Here is a 16,601-nt window from a genome sequence, read left to right on the forward strand (position 1 = left end):
GTTAATTGTGCTGTGCGGGAGAATTTTTCTTATACATGCGATCGGCAAATTTCTGCCGTTGCTCTGGGTTCAAGATTTCCCGAATCGCAAGGGTATTTTCAAACTGGGTATCACTAAGCTGCTGCTTTAGAAGGTTAATTTGGTTATATTTACCCCGCACTTGTTCTTTAGTAGCTGTCCCTGCGATCAGATCGTGTAATTCCTGTTGCCCTTGACGGATTTCCTGTGATTTTTGGGCTATCTGCTGTTTAGATTGATTACGAATTTGCTTAATCTGTTGCAATTGCTGGGATGTCAAATTTAAATCCTTGAGCCATCCACCTGATTTAGCACGGGGGTTTTGGGCAATGACTTGCTGTGAAATTAAAGTTGGCTTGGCCAGAGCAATAGTGCTACCAAGGGCAATCATCGCCGCCGCCAAAATGGAAACACGACGGATTAACATCAAAGCGATCTCCTATTCAGTATCTAAGTCTGTAAAATGCCATACATCACTTTCTAGATGTTCGTTACTGACTGTACCTTGCCAATTGCTTTCAATAAAACCTTCCAATGTGGCAAGTTCAGCCGGACTTGATTGAGCCGATATAAATGCACGGTAGCCAACTATAGCAACTACTAATCCAGCAGCGAGAGCAGGCAGAACGAACCTCGGTCTTGAATAGTGACGTAAGGGTGCTTGAGGCCAAGCTTTCACCTGTTGTAAAATTTGTTGTTCTAAATCAGGTGAGGCTGGCGGAACATCTGGGCAATGTTGGTATAGAAAATTAATTAGCTCACGATCATCATTGGGGGGCTGAGTCATAGCTGCACCCCTTGGTTTTGGAGAAATTGACGCATGGCAGCACGAGCATGAAATAGGCGTGACTTGACTGTTCCCAGGGGAATGTCGAGAATTTGTGCTACCTCTTTTTGAGGTACTTCTTCCAAATCATGCAAAACCAATATCGTGCGATGGTCAAAACTTAGGTTTGCTAGTCCCCGTTGCACAAGGTCTTGATAATGCAGATTCATTAACTCTGGGGCTTCCTGTTGGGTAGGAGTTTTTTCACTGAGAATCTGTAATTGAGTTCGCCTTTGAACATCTGCCTGTCGCTGGTCATAAGCGACGTTCCAAGCGATTCGGTACAGCCAGGTAGAGAATTTTGCTGTTTGGCGAAACTTGGGCAATCCTTTCCAGGCTTGCAGAAACACTTCCTGCACCACATCGTCGAGGCTGGCAGAAGTACAGAGTTTATAGAGGATTGACCTGACTCTTTGCTGATGGCGACGGTAAAGCTGACCATAGCTTTGGGTATCACCTCGTAGGCATTGCTGTACTAGATAACTGTCAGATTCGCTTTCTAATTCACCAATCAATTGATTTGCTTTTGAAACCTTGGCTGGTACAACTAACACCTGAGGCGTTCTCCTCTATCCGTTTCGTTGCTTGTATTTATTAGACCGGATGAATGGGAAAAAGGTTCAAATCAGATCCACGCCACACAATGAGCAATTAAGAATTGGTCTGCCCTAATTGAACCTTTTGTGAAAGGAAGAAGTCTAAAGCTATAGATTTCTGGTTCAATCAAAGGTATGTCTTTATGAACATGAAAAGAATTCTCTCATCTTGTTTGTTAGGTGTTTTGTTAACTTCGAGTGTTTTAGCAGACCGTGCATCTGCTCAAGTAGAAGTCATTCTAGGAAACAATCACCGACATGAGCGGCGCGAACGAGAACAAGAGAGGCTGGCTTTGTTACGTAGAGAGCGTGAACAACGTGAGCGCCGTGAATGGGAACATAGACAACATGAAAAACGTGAATGGCGCTTAAGACATGAGTATGACTATCGCTAATAAATAGACTTTCTCATTCAGATGGGGTACAACGTTATATCGCAAGGTGTAGGGGCAATTCATGTAGCCGAAGGCTTCCCGCAGGGTATATTGGTGTCAACTTAAGCTGAAACTCCTTTAAAACCTCGTTTCCAGCCGAAGGTTGGAAATGCAACTCAAAAGCGGCTCTGCCGCCAGTAAGAGAGGCGCAGCCTCAAAGACGAGCGTTCCCAGTCTCCGACTGGGAACGAGGCAATCTCAAAGCTAGTTCTAGTCTTGCTTTCACGTTAAGTTAACACCAATGATTCATGAATTGCCCCTACGGGTGTACCTCACGTAAACGAGAACCGCTATAAGCAGAATTGGTATTACTTAGGTAGTAGTGCCATAGAAGTCTTGCTGCAACTGCTCGCCACGGTCGCCAGTGCTGTGTCATTGCTTCTAGTTGTGCTGGTGTTGGACGCGCCGCCAACTTTTTGAGTCGCTGTAAAGCGATCGCGATCGCTAAATCACCTTTGGGAAAGACATCAGGACGTTGCAGCGCCATCAGTAAATAAATATCAACTGTCCAGTCTCCTATGCCTTTGAGGCGCTTTAACTCAGTTCTGATAGTAGTTTCATCCATTCTTGCCAGCTTAGTTAAGTCAAGTTGACCAGTTGCGATCGCATTCGCCAATCCACGACAGTATAGAATCTTTTGCCGACTAAATCCAATCCCTTTTAATTGAGCATCATCCAATGTCAGAAAGTTTTCTGGCGTCAGAGTTACAACAACCCCACATAGTCTGGTAAATACAGCCTTTGCTGCTGCTAAAGAAACTTGCTGTTCCAGAATTATGCACAGAAGCGTTGCAAAACCCGGTTCTCTTGACCATATTGGTGGAGGTCCCAGCGTCTCTAAAATCCCAGCCAAATCGCTGTCAAGATTGGCAAGCACCATTAGACCACGGGTCAGACTTTCTTCAGTCAATGATTCTAGTTCAGGTGTTTGAGTCATCTTTGAAAAGGGGATTGGGGACTGGGGATTGGGAAAGAATTCTTGTAATCGAGGACTTACGCAAAAATTACTAAAAAGCTTAATTTATCGAACCAGCATTATCTGCAAGAGGCTTCCGTCAACACGCAGCAAAAAAATTGTAGGTTGGGTGGAGGCTTTGCGTAACCCAACGTCCTGATATCTGTTGGGTTGCACTCTGCTCCACCCAACCTACGTCTCATGCACAATTTTTTTGCTTGCCACGCCACTACATATACTTAGATTTTTTCAGGAATCAAATCGGAAACTAATGAGAATTACGTCTAATGTGAATTAACTTGTGAAACCCTTGTCATCTCGTCAATGGTTTAAAACACTTTAATTTTGACCGACCCCCAAAATCCCTATGGGACAAGGGATATTTTTAATTCACTCAGGTGTGAATTGTAATTTTTAATTTTTAATTCCCCCTTGGGGTTGATTCTTGTGTGAGCAGTTTTTGTTTGCGTTCAATTCCCCAATGATAACCACCAAGACTGCCATCACTCCGCAGTACACGGTGACACGGTACAATCAACGCTATCGGATTAGCTCCACAAGCATTTCCCACTGCGCGGACTGCTTGGGGTTTGGCAATATCACAGGCGATATCGGTATATGTACGCGTTTCACCATAAGGAATTTTTTGTAATGCTTGCCAAACCTGTTTCTGAAATGCTGTACCACGGACATCAAGTGGTAAATCGAGATGTATCTCACCTCCTGCAATAAAGTCGAGGATTGTTTGTATCCATTCCTTGTGTGTGCAATCATCACGGATGATGTGCGCTTGATGAAATTCCTGATTCAAGATGTGTTCAAGCTTGTCTGCTTCATCACCTAGTTTAACGGCACAGATACCCTTTTCTGTTGTTGCCACAAGCAAATATCCTAGTGGACACGGAGCGATCGCATAGACAATACTAATTGTCTTTCCAGCTTGTTGGTAAGTCTTTGGTGTCATTCCCAGTTGTTTAGGTGCTTTCTCATAGAGTTGACTACTTGAACCATACCCTGTGTCGTAAACGGCGTGAGCAATTTCTTCCCCTGACTGAAGACGCTGTTTCAATCGTTGGCTACGCAGCGCATCTGCATATTGAAAAGGCGATACACCAATTATTTGCTTGAATCTCCTTTGTAAGTAACTAGAACTCATTCCCACTTGAGAACATAGTTCCGAGAGGGTTGGGATGCGATCGCCTTGTGCTTCAATATATCGACATACTGCTAAGACTTTGGCTGTGTTTGGAACTGTTTCAGATTGTGGTTGACAGCGCTTACAAGGTCGAAAACCTGCAATTTCAGCCTCTTGTGCTGATTGAAAGAAACAAACTTGATTGCGATTTGGTCGGCGACTAGGGCAAATAGGCCGACAATAAATGCCTGTAGAGCGAACACCATAAAATAGCTTACCTGCAAAACTGGGATCTCGATTTAGAACTGCTTCCCAGAGGGTTTTCTCTAAAAGTTGTGTCTGTTGTAATTGCATTGATATCTCTGCTGCCATTTCTGGTAAATCATTGGGCGATCGCTACGCACTAAACTTGATATAGGAGTTTGCAAGTAACTGAGGTACAAAAGAGTTTCTATCTCCTGCCTCAAAAAACGCCATAACACTAGATTAAGTCTATTGAAAAACTACTTTCTATCTGATTGTTGCGATCAAAGTTGGCTTAGTTTGGTGTAACTACGGTTAAACGATATTACATTCGATGCCTGTGGTGTTATCGTTGCGATCGCATTTAATTTCCGAGAATAGTTTATGATCGGGGACTCTCAAATAAAAAATATCCTGAGATAGACGAGATGTCTATCGTTTTTAAACAGGTAACACATCTATGAACAATAAGGGTGTTAGGATATCTTTCACCAGCTGAATCTGACTTATGAAATTAGTTTGCTCCCAAAGCGATCTCAGTACAAACCTCTCACTCGTCAGTCGTGCAGTACCTTCACGACCGACTCATCCGGTACTTGCCAATGTGCTGTTACAAGCGGATGCTGAAACTAACCAAGTAAGCTTAACAGCCTTTGATCTCAGCTTGGGAATCCGCACCAGCTTTAATGCTGAGGTATGGCAAAGTGGCGCGATCGCACTTCCTGCTAAATTACTTGTAGACATCACCTCTCGTCTTCCAGAAGGCGAAATCACTCTCGATGATGAATCAGCCCTTACAGGTGCAACATCCGGTGGAGAAGGCTTAATTGTTACACTCACACCCAAAAGTGGACATTACCAAGTCCGAGCAATGGGGCCGGAAGAATTTCCCGAACTACCTGTAATTGAAAATACCGAAGTAATCCATCTCACCACCACCGCATTAATTGAGGGATTACGCGGCTCATTATTTGCTACCAGTGCTGATGAAACCAAGCAAGTACTGACCGGAGTGCATTTAACAGTTAAACAAGATACCCTAGAATTTGCAGCTACCGACGGACATCGCCTTGCAGTAGTAGAAACTAGCAACGAGCGTCCTTTGGGTGGAACGACTCAACTAGAAGTAACAGTACCAGCTAGAGCATTACGCGAACTCCAACGAATGCTAGCTCATAGCGCCTCATCAGATGAACCTGTAGCTTTATATTTCGATCAAGGTCAAGTTGTGTTTGCATGGCAAAATCAACGCTTGACTAGTCGCACATTAGAAGGGCAATATCCTGCTTATCGACAACTAATTCCCCGCCAATTTGAGCGACAATTGACCATTGAACGGCGACAATTTGTCAGCACTTTAGAACGGATTGCAGTACTAGCCGATCAAAAAAATAATATTGTCAAACTGAGTATTGATAGCGAAGCCCAAGAAATTACTTTATCTTGTGAAGCTCAAGATGTTGGTAGTGGTAGAGAGTCAATGCCGGCACAGATTTCTGGGGAGAATATAGAAATTGCTTTTAACATTAAATATTTGATGGAAGGCTTAAAAGAGTTACCATCTTCCGAAATTCAAATGCATTTAAATCAAAGCCTAACGCCAGTGATTTTTACACCATTAGGTGGTTTGAAAATGACTTATTTAGCTATGCCGGTGCAACTTAGAAGTTAAAAAAATGGTATAACCTTGACAAATGCTTTAACATTTCCAAGGGGGGATTAAGCAGGGTGGTTTCATAATTGGATTTTACCATACTCAGTGCTGAGTGCTGTATATGGATAGCGGGGCGTTTAGCCAGTGCTGAGTAAAGAAGATTGAATACTCAGTACTTTTGCACTATGGTAAAAGCCCCGCGCCTTGTGGGCGTCTTTCATCTCAGCACGGGCTAAACGTCCCGCTACCGCTAACGGAACTCAGCACTCTTGATTCAACTCACGATCGCACCCGACACCCCATTTATATATCCATTTGCAGAAGAAAGCTTCACAGAATCGGCTGTTAAAGAATTGGTGGGTTTGGAATTACCTAGTACACTTCGCTTCTTCTTGGTATTACCTCGTCTAGCACCACCCGCCATCTGGTATTCTTGGCTGGTTTTACCGTAACGGCTGCCAACTCCTAGTAACATTTTTTCTGACATCGCTATTACAGCCTTTTCTGCGTTATTCACATCATCTGTGAGTTTGTCAATGGTAGATAATGCGGTGTTGTAGGCAGCAAGCTTAGACCGGAGATCGTTAATTGTTATGGTGTAAGCTTCTATAGTCAATCCTTCACCAAAGTCAAGTTCTACACTGATAGATTGCAAACTTTCAATCCGGCGATTGGCTCGTTCTAAAACGATGGAATTTCTTTTACGACGTGCCATAATGCATCTCTGCTACGAGGTTAATAGTACTGTTTTATACTAAATATTTTTGATTGTCATGGGAAAATATCGCAAATCAATTGCGTAGGCGTAGCCCGTCGTAGACATTGCACCTCGAAAAAATTAGTTGATTTTACTTAGATTATGTTTTATTTTAAGTATTGAATCAATTAATAAGTTGATTACAACAATTGCTGCAATGATTTAAGCCTTTCTTATACATGAAAGAGTATTTGTTGCAAAGCATTAAACAATTGCTGCAACGGCTTATATATTTGTAAGAAAGACTTAAGCCTTTCTTATACATAGAAGAGTATTTGTTGCAAAGTATTAAACAATTGCTGCAACGGCTTATATATTTGCAAGAAAGACTTAAGCCTTTCTTATACATCAAGTAATATTAGCTGCAAAGGTTTAAATTTTCACAGCCTCAAGCGTAAGAGCGATCGCTTTTGCTTGTTGTCTGAGATAATACCTCTTGCATAAATCAAAAATAAAAACCTCAAAAAGACAAAGTGTTGCTTTGTCTCCCCTCCCCAAAGCATCGGCTACGGTGTACATACAAGTCAAAAAAGCTTAATTTCCAATTGTTCTGTTATTTATGAAAAAAGTGAAGTTTCAAAGCCTCACCCCCTTGTGGGCAAAAGAATCCTTAGAGGATGTTTGTAAAGTCTCAATTCATACTAGCCCTGGCGACTAGAAGTCGGCGGCTACACGAGACTTTACCTGCCTACGCAGGTTAAAAACCCTTAATTTTTCTTAGTCCACGGAAGTGGACTAAGTTTTGTGTAGTAGCGAATTCTATGAGACTGTTGGCGAATTAATAGGGGGTTATTCTTCATTACTCTAATTTCAGTCTGTTTCAACGGACTTGAGGTATTAGCCCGAAATTTATTTCAGGGCGGGAATGCAACGCCAAACCAATGTTTTAGGGGTGAGGGGTCAAACCCACCGTGAATTGACCAACAGTCTCATTCTATTCGCCCAATACTTTTCAAACATCCTCTAGGAGTAAATTTTTATGATTAATCTTCCTAAATTAAGTAAAATTGACTTTTTAGTTTTAATTTCTATTGTCGTAATTGGTTTGATGCATTTACCTTTTCCATTTTCAGGAGATCAAGCACTATTTACAACAGGTGCTTTAGAGATGCAACAAGGAAAGGTACTCTATCGAGATTTTTGGGATTTGAAGCAACCTGGAATTTATTACTTTTATTTTTTAGCAGGAACTTTATTTGGGTTTAATGAGATTGGCATCCATATCTTTGAACTTATTTATATGGTGTTTTTCTCTATCATATTGCAACTGACTCTAAAAACCTATTTTCGGCATCAGATAATAGCAAGCTTAGTACCTTTGTTAACGGTTGGTGTTTACTATATTTCTTCATATCATCGGCAATTTACCCAAGTAGAAGGACTAGTTGGGTTTCCTTTATTCTTATGCCTTTGGCTAACTTACGAATCTTTTAGTTATGAAGGAGAGCAAAGATTTATTAAACTTTTAATATCTGGTTTTATGGGTGGGATTGTCCTGATATTTAAATTAATATTTTTGCCCATCCTGCTTTGCTTTTGGCTAACTGTCTTGCTACATTCTATATTGATAAAACATCAAAACTTTCAAAAAATATTTATTGAAATTTTCTTGCCAATTTTTATCGGAGTTATCTTACCTCTTCTGGTCGTTTTCAGCTACTTTGCCGAGGTTAATAGTTTATCAATTGTATATAAGACATTTTTTGTATATCCTGGTCAAGTGGTTGCTAATGGTAAATTTAATATATCTAAGTTACTTTTTGGAACAGCATGGTTTTTAAAGAATTTTATCACTTTAGTTTTAATAGCTACTGTTGCAGTCAATGTATCCTTGCGTAAAGATAGGAATTTATTGACTTTGCTACTTGTTGTTTGGTTTGTTTTCGGGCTGATTGTTATTGTTTTACAAACTAGGTCACTCTGGAGCTACCATTATTTACTATTATTTGTACCTACAGGTATTTTAGCAACGAAAGGGTTAGATATATTATGGCAGCCTTTAAAACAATTAAGTTCACCACTAATTAAGATTCTGGTGTCATTTTTGTTTTTATTACCTTTATTATTAAATTTTCAATTCAAGACTGTTGCTTTAGTGAAGAATAATTTTGCTTTGACTGAAGATACACGATTTAAATATCAGACTGTATTTCGAGAAGACTATACATCACTGCGTTCAGAAGTTGATTTTCTTTCTCAACCAGGAAATTTACCTGGTAAGATTTTTGTTGCTGGCGACCCTTCTATTTACTATTTATCTGGTCGTACTCAAGCAACATCCCTAAATGCCTGGTCACTTGAGTTTTTTCTGCCTGAGCAATGGCCACAACTTCTACAGGAGTTAGATTTATCTAAGCCTCCTTATATATTTCTTAGTGATAACTATCAGCCTCTTATTAAACAAGAGTTTCCCAAGATTATAGAATTGATTGAGAAAAGATATCATCTATTATCCAAAAGTAATGATGGTATTTGGTATATTTTGAACTAACAAAACTGAAATTATGCCTCGTTCCCAGTCTCCGACTGGGAATGCTCGTCGTTGAGGCTCCGCCTCTCTTACTGGCAGCAGAGCCACCAGGAGCAGCATTTCCAGCCGGAGGCTGGAAACAAGATTTTAATACTATGGTGGGGATATATCCAAATCTTTGCGAATTTTAATAACTAGAACATCAACAATCTCAGTATGCCTTGGAACTGCGGATGTTCTATTGTTTGATGGGTTGTAATAAATTGTATGCCTTCCACCCTCTCGAAGAAACAAACAGCCATTCTTTTCCAAATGGCGAATCAATTCACGTCTTTTCACTATAATTTGACAGTAATCTGTTCACGGACGACATCTTTACCGGAGAGTTGTTGCTCTGCGAGTTCCCGATTTGATATTAGAATCAACTCTATCGCTTCCCGTAGACTTTCTCTAGCTTCTTCCAAAGTTCTCTCTTGGACATTAGCACCGGGTAACTCCTGGACGTAACCGATATACCAATCGTCTATCTTTTCAAATACAGCAGTAAAAGAATTTTCCATATAATTTGTTTGCTCTTGAATATTACGAGACATCAAATACTGACGCACACTAATGTACCCAATTCACTAAACCGTCACACCCTCCAACTCCTCATCTGTCAACTCATACAATTGGCGCAATTTATCTAACTTATCACTATCAGCTTCCCAGAAACCGCGCCCATGTGCCTCCAACATTCTGCCTAAAATATTGCGAAAAGCTTCAGGATTTGCCTTACGTAATTTATCCGCCATCTCTGCATCTAACGCATAAGTATCTGCCGCTTGGTCATAAACCCAATCATCGGTAAAATCAGCAGTACCACCCCAACCAATCAACGCCGTCATCCGTTGGGAAATTTCAAAAGCACCACCAGAACCTTGATTCGCCATCGCTTGCGCCCATTTGGGATTTACCAATTTGGTGCGATATTCCATTCGCAACAAATCATCTAAATTGCGCGGTGTGGTATCCTTCGAGAAACTTTCCACAAAGCTAGTTGTAACCTTCTTACCGCCTTGCTTTTCTGCCGCCTTTTTCAAACCGCCCGTATTGGCATAATATTCTTGAATATCAGTTAAACCATATTCTACCGAATCGATTTCTTGAACAATGCGATCGCTAGTTTTTAACAAAGTATTCAACACTTCCGGTCTAGCTTGACCTTTATCTTCTCTCCCATAGCTGAATACATTGCGACTTTGCCAAGTATTCCCCAACTCCTCACCAGATTCCCAGTTCCCATCAACCACCCGATCATTTACCAAAGAACCAAAATCACCCGCCGGATTAGAAAACAATCTCGCTGATGCATTTTCCACACCTTGGGCTTTTAAAGCCAAAGCGTGTTTTCTAACAAAATTCTGATCTTCCGATTCATCAGCATCAGCCGCCCGTTGAAATAAATCATCCAACAATTCGATAATATTGACAAAACTATCCCGGAAAATGCCAGATAAATTACCCAACACATCAATCCGGGGATGTCCAACCTCAGCCAACGGCTTCAACTCATAACGAACAACTCTACCAGTTCCCTCCTTAACAGGTTCAGCCCCCACCAACTCCAACAGAATGCCCAAAGATTCACCCTTAGTTTTAATCGCATCCAATCCCCAAAGCATCACCGCCACCGTTTCAGGATACTTCCCATATTCCTCCAAATGCTGGGCAATAATTTTTTGACCAATTTCCCGTCCCCGTTCATACGCCGCAGGTGAAGGCATCCGATAAGGATCTAAAGCATGAATATTTCTCCCAGTCGGCAAAACCCCAGCCCCATCCCTTAACAAATCCCCCCCCGGCGCAGGCGGAATATACTCCCCATTCAACCCCCTTAACAAATTTGTCAACTCATCCGTAGATTGCATCAACAAATCCCTTATTAGCCTTTCTTCTTCGCGTCCTTCGCGCCTTCGCGGTTCGTCCCCAAAATAAGCCTCCAAATACCCCTCCAACTCCTCCTCACTCGGTTTTTCCCCCAAAGTATGCAACCCAGAAGAAAACAACCGATTCTCTAAAACCTGCAAATATCCATACAACTCCACCAAATAATCATCAAAAGCATGACCACTAAACATCCGCACATTCTCAGGAGTAAACGCAATCCCCAACCTCTTTGCATCCGCAAACGGACAATCGGCATCCAACCCAGAGTCCACAATTTTCTTACAAATCCCTTCCTTCAAAACATAATTCTTTTGCGGATCTTCCCGATACTCCGAAATCAAATCCCGCAACGCCACCAATTCCTTATACAAACCTGCGCGCCCATAAGGCGGTACATTATGAGAAATCAACACACCATAACCGCGACGTTTTGCCAACATCGACTCAGACGGATTATTCGCCGCATATATATATAGATTAGGCAAATTTCCTAACAAAATATCCGACCAAGAATAACCCGTATTCCCCAACGGAGAACCAGGCAACCATTCCACTGTCCCATGCATTCCAAAGTGAACTAAAGCATCAGCTTCAAACTCATTTTGCAACCATTTATAATAAGCCGCATATTGCGGATGAGGCGTTAAATCTCTTTCAAACATTAAACGCATCGGGTCGCCTTGTATCCCCAAAGGTGGTTGTACACCTATCCAGACATTTCCTAATTGCACACCACCAATCTGAAATTCCTCGCCATAAGTTTTAATACCAGTTCCCGTCAAAGATTTCCATTGTTTTTCAATACGCGAGGTTTGCAGATATCCCAACCATTTTTCTAGAGTACGGGCGCTAACGGATGCGGGGATATTTTTTGTATCATCAAAAGATTCATCCGCTTCTTTTACCCAGCGAATCAATTCTTCGCCATCTTCTGGTAAATCCCCGACGGTATAACCTTGTTCTTTGAGTGCGTGGAGAAACTTCAGCAAACTACGCGGTACATTTAATAATGCAGCCGTCCCCACAGCACCATAACCCGGTGGGAACCCATATAATATAATGGCAATTTTGCGTTCCGAAGTAGGTTTTTGCCGCAAACTCACCCAAGTTTTTACCCTACCAATTAATCGCTGCACCCGTTCGGGAACCAGATAAATATTTTCGCCCACCAAACCACCGAGGGGAACGGTATCAATAGCGCCATCTAATTCTGGTAAGGCGTATAATACTACACTTTGCAATCCGCCGATACCTTGGCGTGTCCATGAGGAAATATCTTGAATTAATAGTGGTGCAGCAACAATATAAGGTACATTCTTGGCAGTGAGGATGCGCTTTGCTACTTCTATTTGGCGGCCTCCTTCCATTGAACCAGCCGGGCCACCCACGAGAGGAAAGCCAATTGTAGAGACGATCGCATCTACTTTAACTGCTTCACTAGAAAGTGAGGGAGTTTCTATATTGCCTAGTTGTCGTTGCTGAATTTCATAGTCGGTTGTCATTAAATCTCGTACTGCTACGTGTCCTTCTACGCCGTTGATGAAAATAGGCAAAGGAATTAAGCCGGCTTTTTCAAAACTGCGAATTAGTTGGGGAATGTAGGATTGTTTGGTGATGACGTGTTTGCGGTAGAGTAAAATTCCAACAACTGGTTTTGTAGCTTTAGATCCCCCCAACCCCCCTTTGTAAGGGGGGCTAGGGGGGATCTTCTCATACCATTCCAGATATGCTTTTGGCGATTCAAAAAATCCTTGATAGTCGGGATGGAGTAATCCGATGTTGGGGGTTTCGACTAGCGGGGGAATGTCGCCGACTTTTAAACTTAAGTATTTTTCTGCTAGTGTCCAGAATAATGAAGCGACGTTTTCTGAACCGCCAGCATTCCAGTAACCATAGATAATTAACCAGTTACGTAAGTCTTGGACTTTTTGCACTGGCACGTATTTTAGTAGTTTGGGGCCAATTTTTAAGAAGCTGATGTAACCAGCCAGTTTGTCTTCTTCTCGTCCGTTGCTAAATTTGTCGAGGATGAATTTAACTGGTTTGGGCATTCCTTTGGGTTTGTCGCCAATGGCAAAGTCACCCAGTTTGGTTAAACTCATCAATTCTAAGGCTGACTCAAAGACTAGACGGATGGGAATTTGGGAAATGCGATCGCGTAACCACACAACCTGGTCATAATCAAATAGTAGGCTACCGAAAAACACATCAGCGTCATGCAGTGCTGCTTCTACCTCAGCACGTTGACTGGTAAGATCGCGATCGCTAAATACCCGAATATCCAACTGTGGACAGCGAGAGTTAGCCAAAAAAGCTGCTTTTCTATACAAGTCCGCGTTGAACGATTCAAACCCAGCAATCAAGACGATGCGTTTCATGCCTGTAAGCTACGAAATATTTCTTTACTTAAATTTTAGATGCAATCTCTAGATTTTGTGCGCCAGTTGCTTGCAAACTGCTGTAAGTTCAAAAATAAAATCGGATGCGATAGTGTCGAGGAAATAGAGTCATGTTGAAGGTTTTTGCTGACCGTGGTGGCACATTCACAGATATTGTTGCTGTTACTAATAATCAAGCAATTATAGATAGACTCTTAAAATATCCTGAGCGTTTTTTAATTGTGACTCTGCCCAATCAGCAATGGATTATAGTCTATAAACTACTTTCAGAAAATCCCGAACAATATCAAGATGCAGCTATTCAAGGTATTCGGGATATTATCGGTATTGCTAATAATGAACCTATTCCAACTCAATTGGTAGAAGTTGTCAAGATGGGGACAACAGTAGCGACAAATGCGCTGTTAGAAAGGAAAGGCGATTGCGTTGTTCTTCTCATCACCAAAGGCTTTAAAGATGCGCTAAGAATTGGCTACCAAAACCGTCCTAACATCTTTGCCCGTCATATCGTTTTACCAACAATGCTTTATGAACAGGTAATTGAAATAGATGAAAGGTATGATGCTAACGGCAATGAGTTAATCCCTATAAATATTGAACAAGTCAAAAGTGACTTACAAGCAGTTTTCCATACAGGAATTCGGAGTTGTGCTATTGTTTTTATGCACAGCGATCGCTATCCCGAACACGAAAAACAAATAGCCCAACTTGCCTTAAAAATCGGCTTTACTCAAATATCCGTCTCCCATCAAGTTAGTCCCTTAATGAAGTTGGTTAGCCGAGGGGATACAACAGTAGTCGATGCTTATTTAACTCCTATTTTGCGCCGTTACGTCAACCAAGTAGCGAGTCAGTTACCTGGAGTCAAATTAATGTTTATGAAATCTGACGGAGGTTTAGTTACAGCCGAGCAATTTCAAGGAAAAGATAGTATTTTAAGTGGCCCGGCTGGCGGTATTGTTGGCGCAGTTCAAACTAGTAAAAGGGCAGGTTTCGAGTTAGTTATTACCTTTGATATGGGAGGGACAAGTACAGATGTCGCCCACTTTAAAGGAGAGTATGAACGACAACTAGATTCAGAAATAGCTGGGGCACGGATGCGAGTTCCTGTATTAGCAATTAATACTATTGCGGCTGGAGGTGGTTCAGTTCTATTTTTTGATGGTTCTAGTTATCGTGTTGGCCCTAAATCTGCTGGTTCAAATCCTGGCCCTGCTTGTTATCGACGTGGCGGGCCATTAGCGGTTACTGATGCCAATGTAATGTTAGGTAAAATTCACCCACAATATTTTCCCTCGATTTTTGGTATTGATGGCAATTTACCTTTAGATAAAGATATTGTTATTCAAAAATTTACCCAATTAACTCAAGATATTCAAGCCGCTACATTAAATGATTGTACTCCCGAAGCAGTAGCCGCAGGATTTATTGCGATCGCAGTGGAAAATATGGCGAATGCAATTAAAAAAATTAGTCTGCAACGCGGTTATGATGTTAGCCAATATGTGCTTTGTTGTTTTGGCGGTGCTGGTGGGCAAGTTGCTTGTTTAATTGCCAATACTTTGGGAATGAAAAAGATATTTCTACATCCGTATGCTGGCGTTCTCTCTGCTTATGGAATGGGATTAGCTGATGTGCGTGCAATTAGAGAAGGAGGAGTTGAACAACGTTTAAATCAAGCATTAATTCCTCAATTACAGCAGTTAATGGCATATTTGGAAACTCAAGCTAGAAGTGAAATAGATGAGACACTGAGTCAAGTAGAAGTAATCCAAAAAGCTAATTTAAAATATGAGGGTACTAACTCTACATTGACAGTTAATTTTGCCAATGATGTGGTACTGATGCGACAAGAATTTGAGACTGAACATCAATTTCGTTATGGTTTTATTCAATTAGAGAAAAACTTAATTATTGAATCCGCTTCAGTGGAAGTAATTCAGAAAATGGATACTCCTGAAGAACCTTTAATAATTCGTACTCGCCATTTAGATGAAGATCCCGTATCTGTTGAGACAGTAAGGATGTTTACTGCTGATAGATGGTATGATACTCCTGTTTATCGACGGGAAGATTTACAACCGGAAGATATTATTAATGGCCCTGCGATCGTTGTGGAAAAAATTAGCACAATTGTAGTTGAGCCTAACTGGCAAGCGAGATTAACTACAAAAAATCATCTAATTTTACAGCATCTATCAACAGGCTAGAGATAAAATCTGTCTAATACCAATTCTGTATGAAGATGCACAGAATATTAAACGAACCGCCAAGTACGCCAAGAGCGCCAAGAAGAGAGAATTACTTATTTAGTGCAGCTTCACATTAAATTGGTATAACAGTGTTAACGCTAAAAATTAGAATTGAAATAGAAATCAAAAATGGGCGAGGTATCCACCATCAACCGCTAAAATCTGACCAGTGATATAGGATGCAGCTGGAGAAGCAAAGAAAACGACAGCACCAGCAATTTCTTTTGGATCTCCCCAACGACCAAGGGAGGTTCGTTTTTCCAACCAAACGGCGATTTCTTTATCGGCAACCACATCTGCATTGCTCTCAGTCGCGAAAAAACCCGGAGCAACACCATTGACAGTTATTCCAAACATTCCCAGTTCAGCAGCAAGAGCGCGAGTTAGTGCTTCGAGTCCACCTTTGGCAGCAGTATACACGGCATCGCCTGCACCTGCGATCGGGCCAGCGATTGACGTTATGTTGATGATTTTTCCTTCGCCATTCTTAATCATCAGCTGTGCTGCTTCCTGGCACAGATTGAAGGAAGCAATAAGATTGGTGTCGATTAACCGACGCGCCGCATTCATTTCAAATTCCAAAAAACTGCGGCGATCGCGCATACCAACATTATTTATGAGAATATCCAGATGCCCGTATTTTTCTCGAATTTCGCTGAACGCTTTTTTAACGGCTGCTTCATCTGTAATATCTAATTGCAATGGCAAAGCTGATCCGCCAACTGCGGTTACAGATGCAACTGCACGATTTAGCTTTTCATGGTTCCGCCCATTGATAAGAACAAAAGCGCCAGCACTCGCAAGTGCTTTGGTGATTTCTAATCCTAATCCTTGCCCTCCTCCAGTAACTAGGGCAATTTTCCCATCCAATGAAAATTCAGGTGGTGTCACAGCATTTTCTTTCTGAGTTCATGCCTTAATAATTTATCACTT

Annotated in this window: 14 protein-coding genes; 4 read left to right on the plus strand and 10 right to left on the minus strand. The window is 41.5% G+C overall.

The annotated features are described in order from the left end of the window. Position 1: 1 nt before the first annotated feature. The 3 genes from V7L07_RS21980 to V7L07_RS21990 are packed head-to-tail and all read right to left on the minus strand — an operon-like array spanning position 2 to position 1,398. Positions 2–445 (minus strand): Spy/CpxP family protein refolding chaperone, encoded by a 444-nt coding sequence (locus V7L07_RS21980; protein ID WP_335061010.1) that lies wholly within the window; start codon positions 443–445, stop codon positions 2–4. Between the two features lie 12 nt (positions 446–457). Next, positions 458–805, minus strand: coding sequence for a hypothetical protein (locus tag V7L07_RS21985; RefSeq protein WP_335061011.1), 348 nt, complete (start codon positions 803–805; stop codon positions 458–460). Then, entirely contained in the window at positions 802–1,398 is a 597-nt protein-coding gene (locus V7L07_RS21990; RefSeq protein WP_335061012.1) for a sigma-70 family RNA polymerase sigma factor, read from the minus strand. Before V7L07_RS21990 ends, V7L07_RS21985 begins: the two co-directional genes overlap by 4 nt. Positions 1,399–1,583: 185 nt before the next feature. On the opposite strand from V7L07_RS21990, the gene V7L07_RS21995 reads away from it, so the two are divergent. Further along, on the plus strand, positions 1,584–1,835 hold the full coding sequence (locus V7L07_RS21995; protein ID WP_335061013.1) for a hypothetical protein: 252 nt from the start codon (positions 1,584–1,586) through the stop codon (positions 1,833–1,835). 298 nt (positions 1,836–2,133) lie between these two features. On the opposite strand, the gene V7L07_RS22000 is transcribed toward V7L07_RS21995, so the two are convergent. Then, positions 2,134–2,811 (minus strand): DNA-3-methyladenine glycosylase family protein, encoded by a 678-nt coding sequence (locus V7L07_RS22000; RefSeq protein ID WP_335061014.1) that lies wholly within the window; start codon positions 2,809–2,811, stop codon positions 2,134–2,136. A 439-nt stretch (positions 2,812–3,250) separates the two neighbouring features. Beyond that, a complete protein-coding gene (gene ada / locus V7L07_RS22005) occupies positions 3,251–4,336 on the minus strand; it encodes a bifunctional DNA-binding transcriptional regulator/O6-methylguanine-DNA methyltransferase Ada (protein ID WP_335061015.1) in 1,086 nt (361 codons plus the stop codon). 379 nt (positions 4,337–4,715) lie between these two features. Here ada and dnaN point away from each other — a divergent pair, with 379 nt between their 5' ends. Beyond that, positions 4,716–5,879 (plus strand): DNA polymerase III subunit beta, encoded by a 1,164-nt coding sequence (dnaN, locus tag V7L07_RS22010; protein WP_179067702.1) that lies wholly within the window; start codon positions 4,716–4,718, stop codon positions 5,877–5,879. Between the two features lie 256 nt (positions 5,880–6,135). On the opposite strand, the gene V7L07_RS22015 is transcribed toward dnaN, so the two are convergent. After that, on the minus strand, positions 6,136–6,576 hold the full coding sequence (locus V7L07_RS22015) for a hypothetical protein (protein ID WP_335061016.1): 441 nt from the start codon (positions 6,574–6,576) through the stop codon (positions 6,136–6,138). A gap of 1,021 nt (positions 6,577–7,597) precedes the next feature. Between V7L07_RS22015 and V7L07_RS22020 the strand changes: the two genes are divergently transcribed. Continuing rightward, the gene (locus tag V7L07_RS22020; protein WP_335061017.1) at positions 7,598–9,109 is read left to right on the plus strand and encodes a hypothetical protein; all 1,512 of its coding nucleotides are present in this window, start codon (positions 7,598–7,600) and stop codon (positions 9,107–9,109) included. Positions 9,110–9,241: 132 nt separating this feature from the next. Here the strand turns inward: V7L07_RS22020 and V7L07_RS22025 are convergent, their stop codons facing one another. The 3 genes from V7L07_RS22025 to bchH all read right to left on the minus strand — a co-directional run bounded on the left by V7L07_RS22025 (position 9,242) and on the right by bchH (position 13,395). Beyond that, positions 9,242–9,427 (minus strand): type II toxin-antitoxin system HicA family toxin, encoded by a 186-nt coding sequence (locus V7L07_RS22025; RefSeq protein WP_335061018.1) that lies wholly within the window; start codon positions 9,425–9,427, stop codon positions 9,242–9,244. Then, complete coding sequence (locus V7L07_RS22030) at positions 9,427–9,648, minus strand: type II toxin-antitoxin system HicB family antitoxin (RefSeq protein ID WP_114082620.1); 222 nt, start codon at positions 9,646–9,648, stop codon at positions 9,427–9,429. The genes V7L07_RS22025 and V7L07_RS22030 overlap by 1 nt, the downstream gene beginning before the upstream one ends. Positions 9,649–9,714: 66 nt before the next feature. After that, positions 9,715–13,395, minus strand: coding sequence for a magnesium chelatase subunit H (gene bchH, locus V7L07_RS22035; RefSeq protein WP_335061019.1), 3,681 nt, complete (start codon positions 13,393–13,395; stop codon positions 9,715–9,717). A gap of 131 nt (positions 13,396–13,526) precedes the next feature. On the opposite strand from bchH, the gene V7L07_RS22040 reads away from it, so the two are divergent. After that, positions 13,527–15,626 (plus strand): hydantoinase/oxoprolinase family protein, encoded by a 2,100-nt coding sequence (locus V7L07_RS22040; RefSeq protein ID WP_335061020.1) that lies wholly within the window; start codon positions 13,527–13,529, stop codon positions 15,624–15,626. A 165-nt stretch (positions 15,627–15,791) separates the two neighbouring features. On the opposite strand, the gene V7L07_RS22045 is transcribed toward V7L07_RS22040, so the two are convergent. Next, entirely contained in the window at positions 15,792–16,559 is a 768-nt protein-coding gene (locus V7L07_RS22045) for an SDR family oxidoreductase (protein WP_335061021.1), read from the minus strand. Positions 16,560–16,601: the final 42 nt, after the last annotated feature.

This window comes from Nostoc sp., assembly GCF_036916985.1.
Lineage (GTDB): Bacteria > Cyanobacteriota > Cyanobacteriia > Cyanobacteriales > Nostocaceae > Nostoc.

Bases quoted from the DNA above. Each gene is read 5' to 3' on its own strand.
- V7L07_RS21995 (WP_335061013.1), top strand. From the start codon at position 1,584: ATGAACATGAAAAGAATTCTCTCATCTTGTTTGTTAGGTGTTTTGTTA.
- V7L07_RS22030 (WP_114082620.1), bottom strand. From the start codon at position 9,648: ATGGAAAATTCTTTTACTGCTGTATTTGAAAAGATAGACGATTGGTAT.
- V7L07_RS22040 (WP_335061020.1), top strand. From the start codon at position 13,527: ATGTTGAAGGTTTTTGCTGACCGTGGTGGCACATTCACAGATATTGTT.
- dnaN (WP_179067702.1), top strand. From the start codon at position 4,716: ATGAAATTAGTTTGCTCCCAAAGCGATCTCAGTACAAACCTCTCACTC.
- ada (WP_335061015.1), bottom strand. From the start codon at position 4,336: ATGGCAGCAGAGATATCAATGCAATTACAACAGACACAACTTTTAGAG.
- V7L07_RS22000 (WP_335061014.1), bottom strand. From the start codon at position 2,811: ATGACTCAAACACCTGAACTAGAATCATTGACTGAAGAAAGTCTGACC.
- V7L07_RS22015 (WP_335061016.1), bottom strand. From the start codon at position 6,576: ATGGCACGTCGTAAAAGAAATTCCATCGTTTTAGAACGAGCCAATCGC.
- V7L07_RS21985 (WP_335061011.1), bottom strand. From the start codon at position 805: ATGACTCAGCCCCCCAATGATGATCGTGAGCTAATTAATTTTCTATAC.
- bchH (WP_335061019.1), bottom strand. From the start codon at position 13,395: ATGAAACGCATCGTCTTGATTGCTGGGTTTGAATCGTTCAACGCGGAC.
- V7L07_RS21980 (WP_335061010.1), bottom strand. From the start codon at position 445: ATGTTAATCCGTCGTGTTTCCATTTTGGCGGCGGCGATGATTGCCCTT.
- V7L07_RS22020 (WP_335061017.1), top strand. From the start codon at position 7,598: ATGATTAATCTTCCTAAATTAAGTAAAATTGACTTTTTAGTTTTAATT.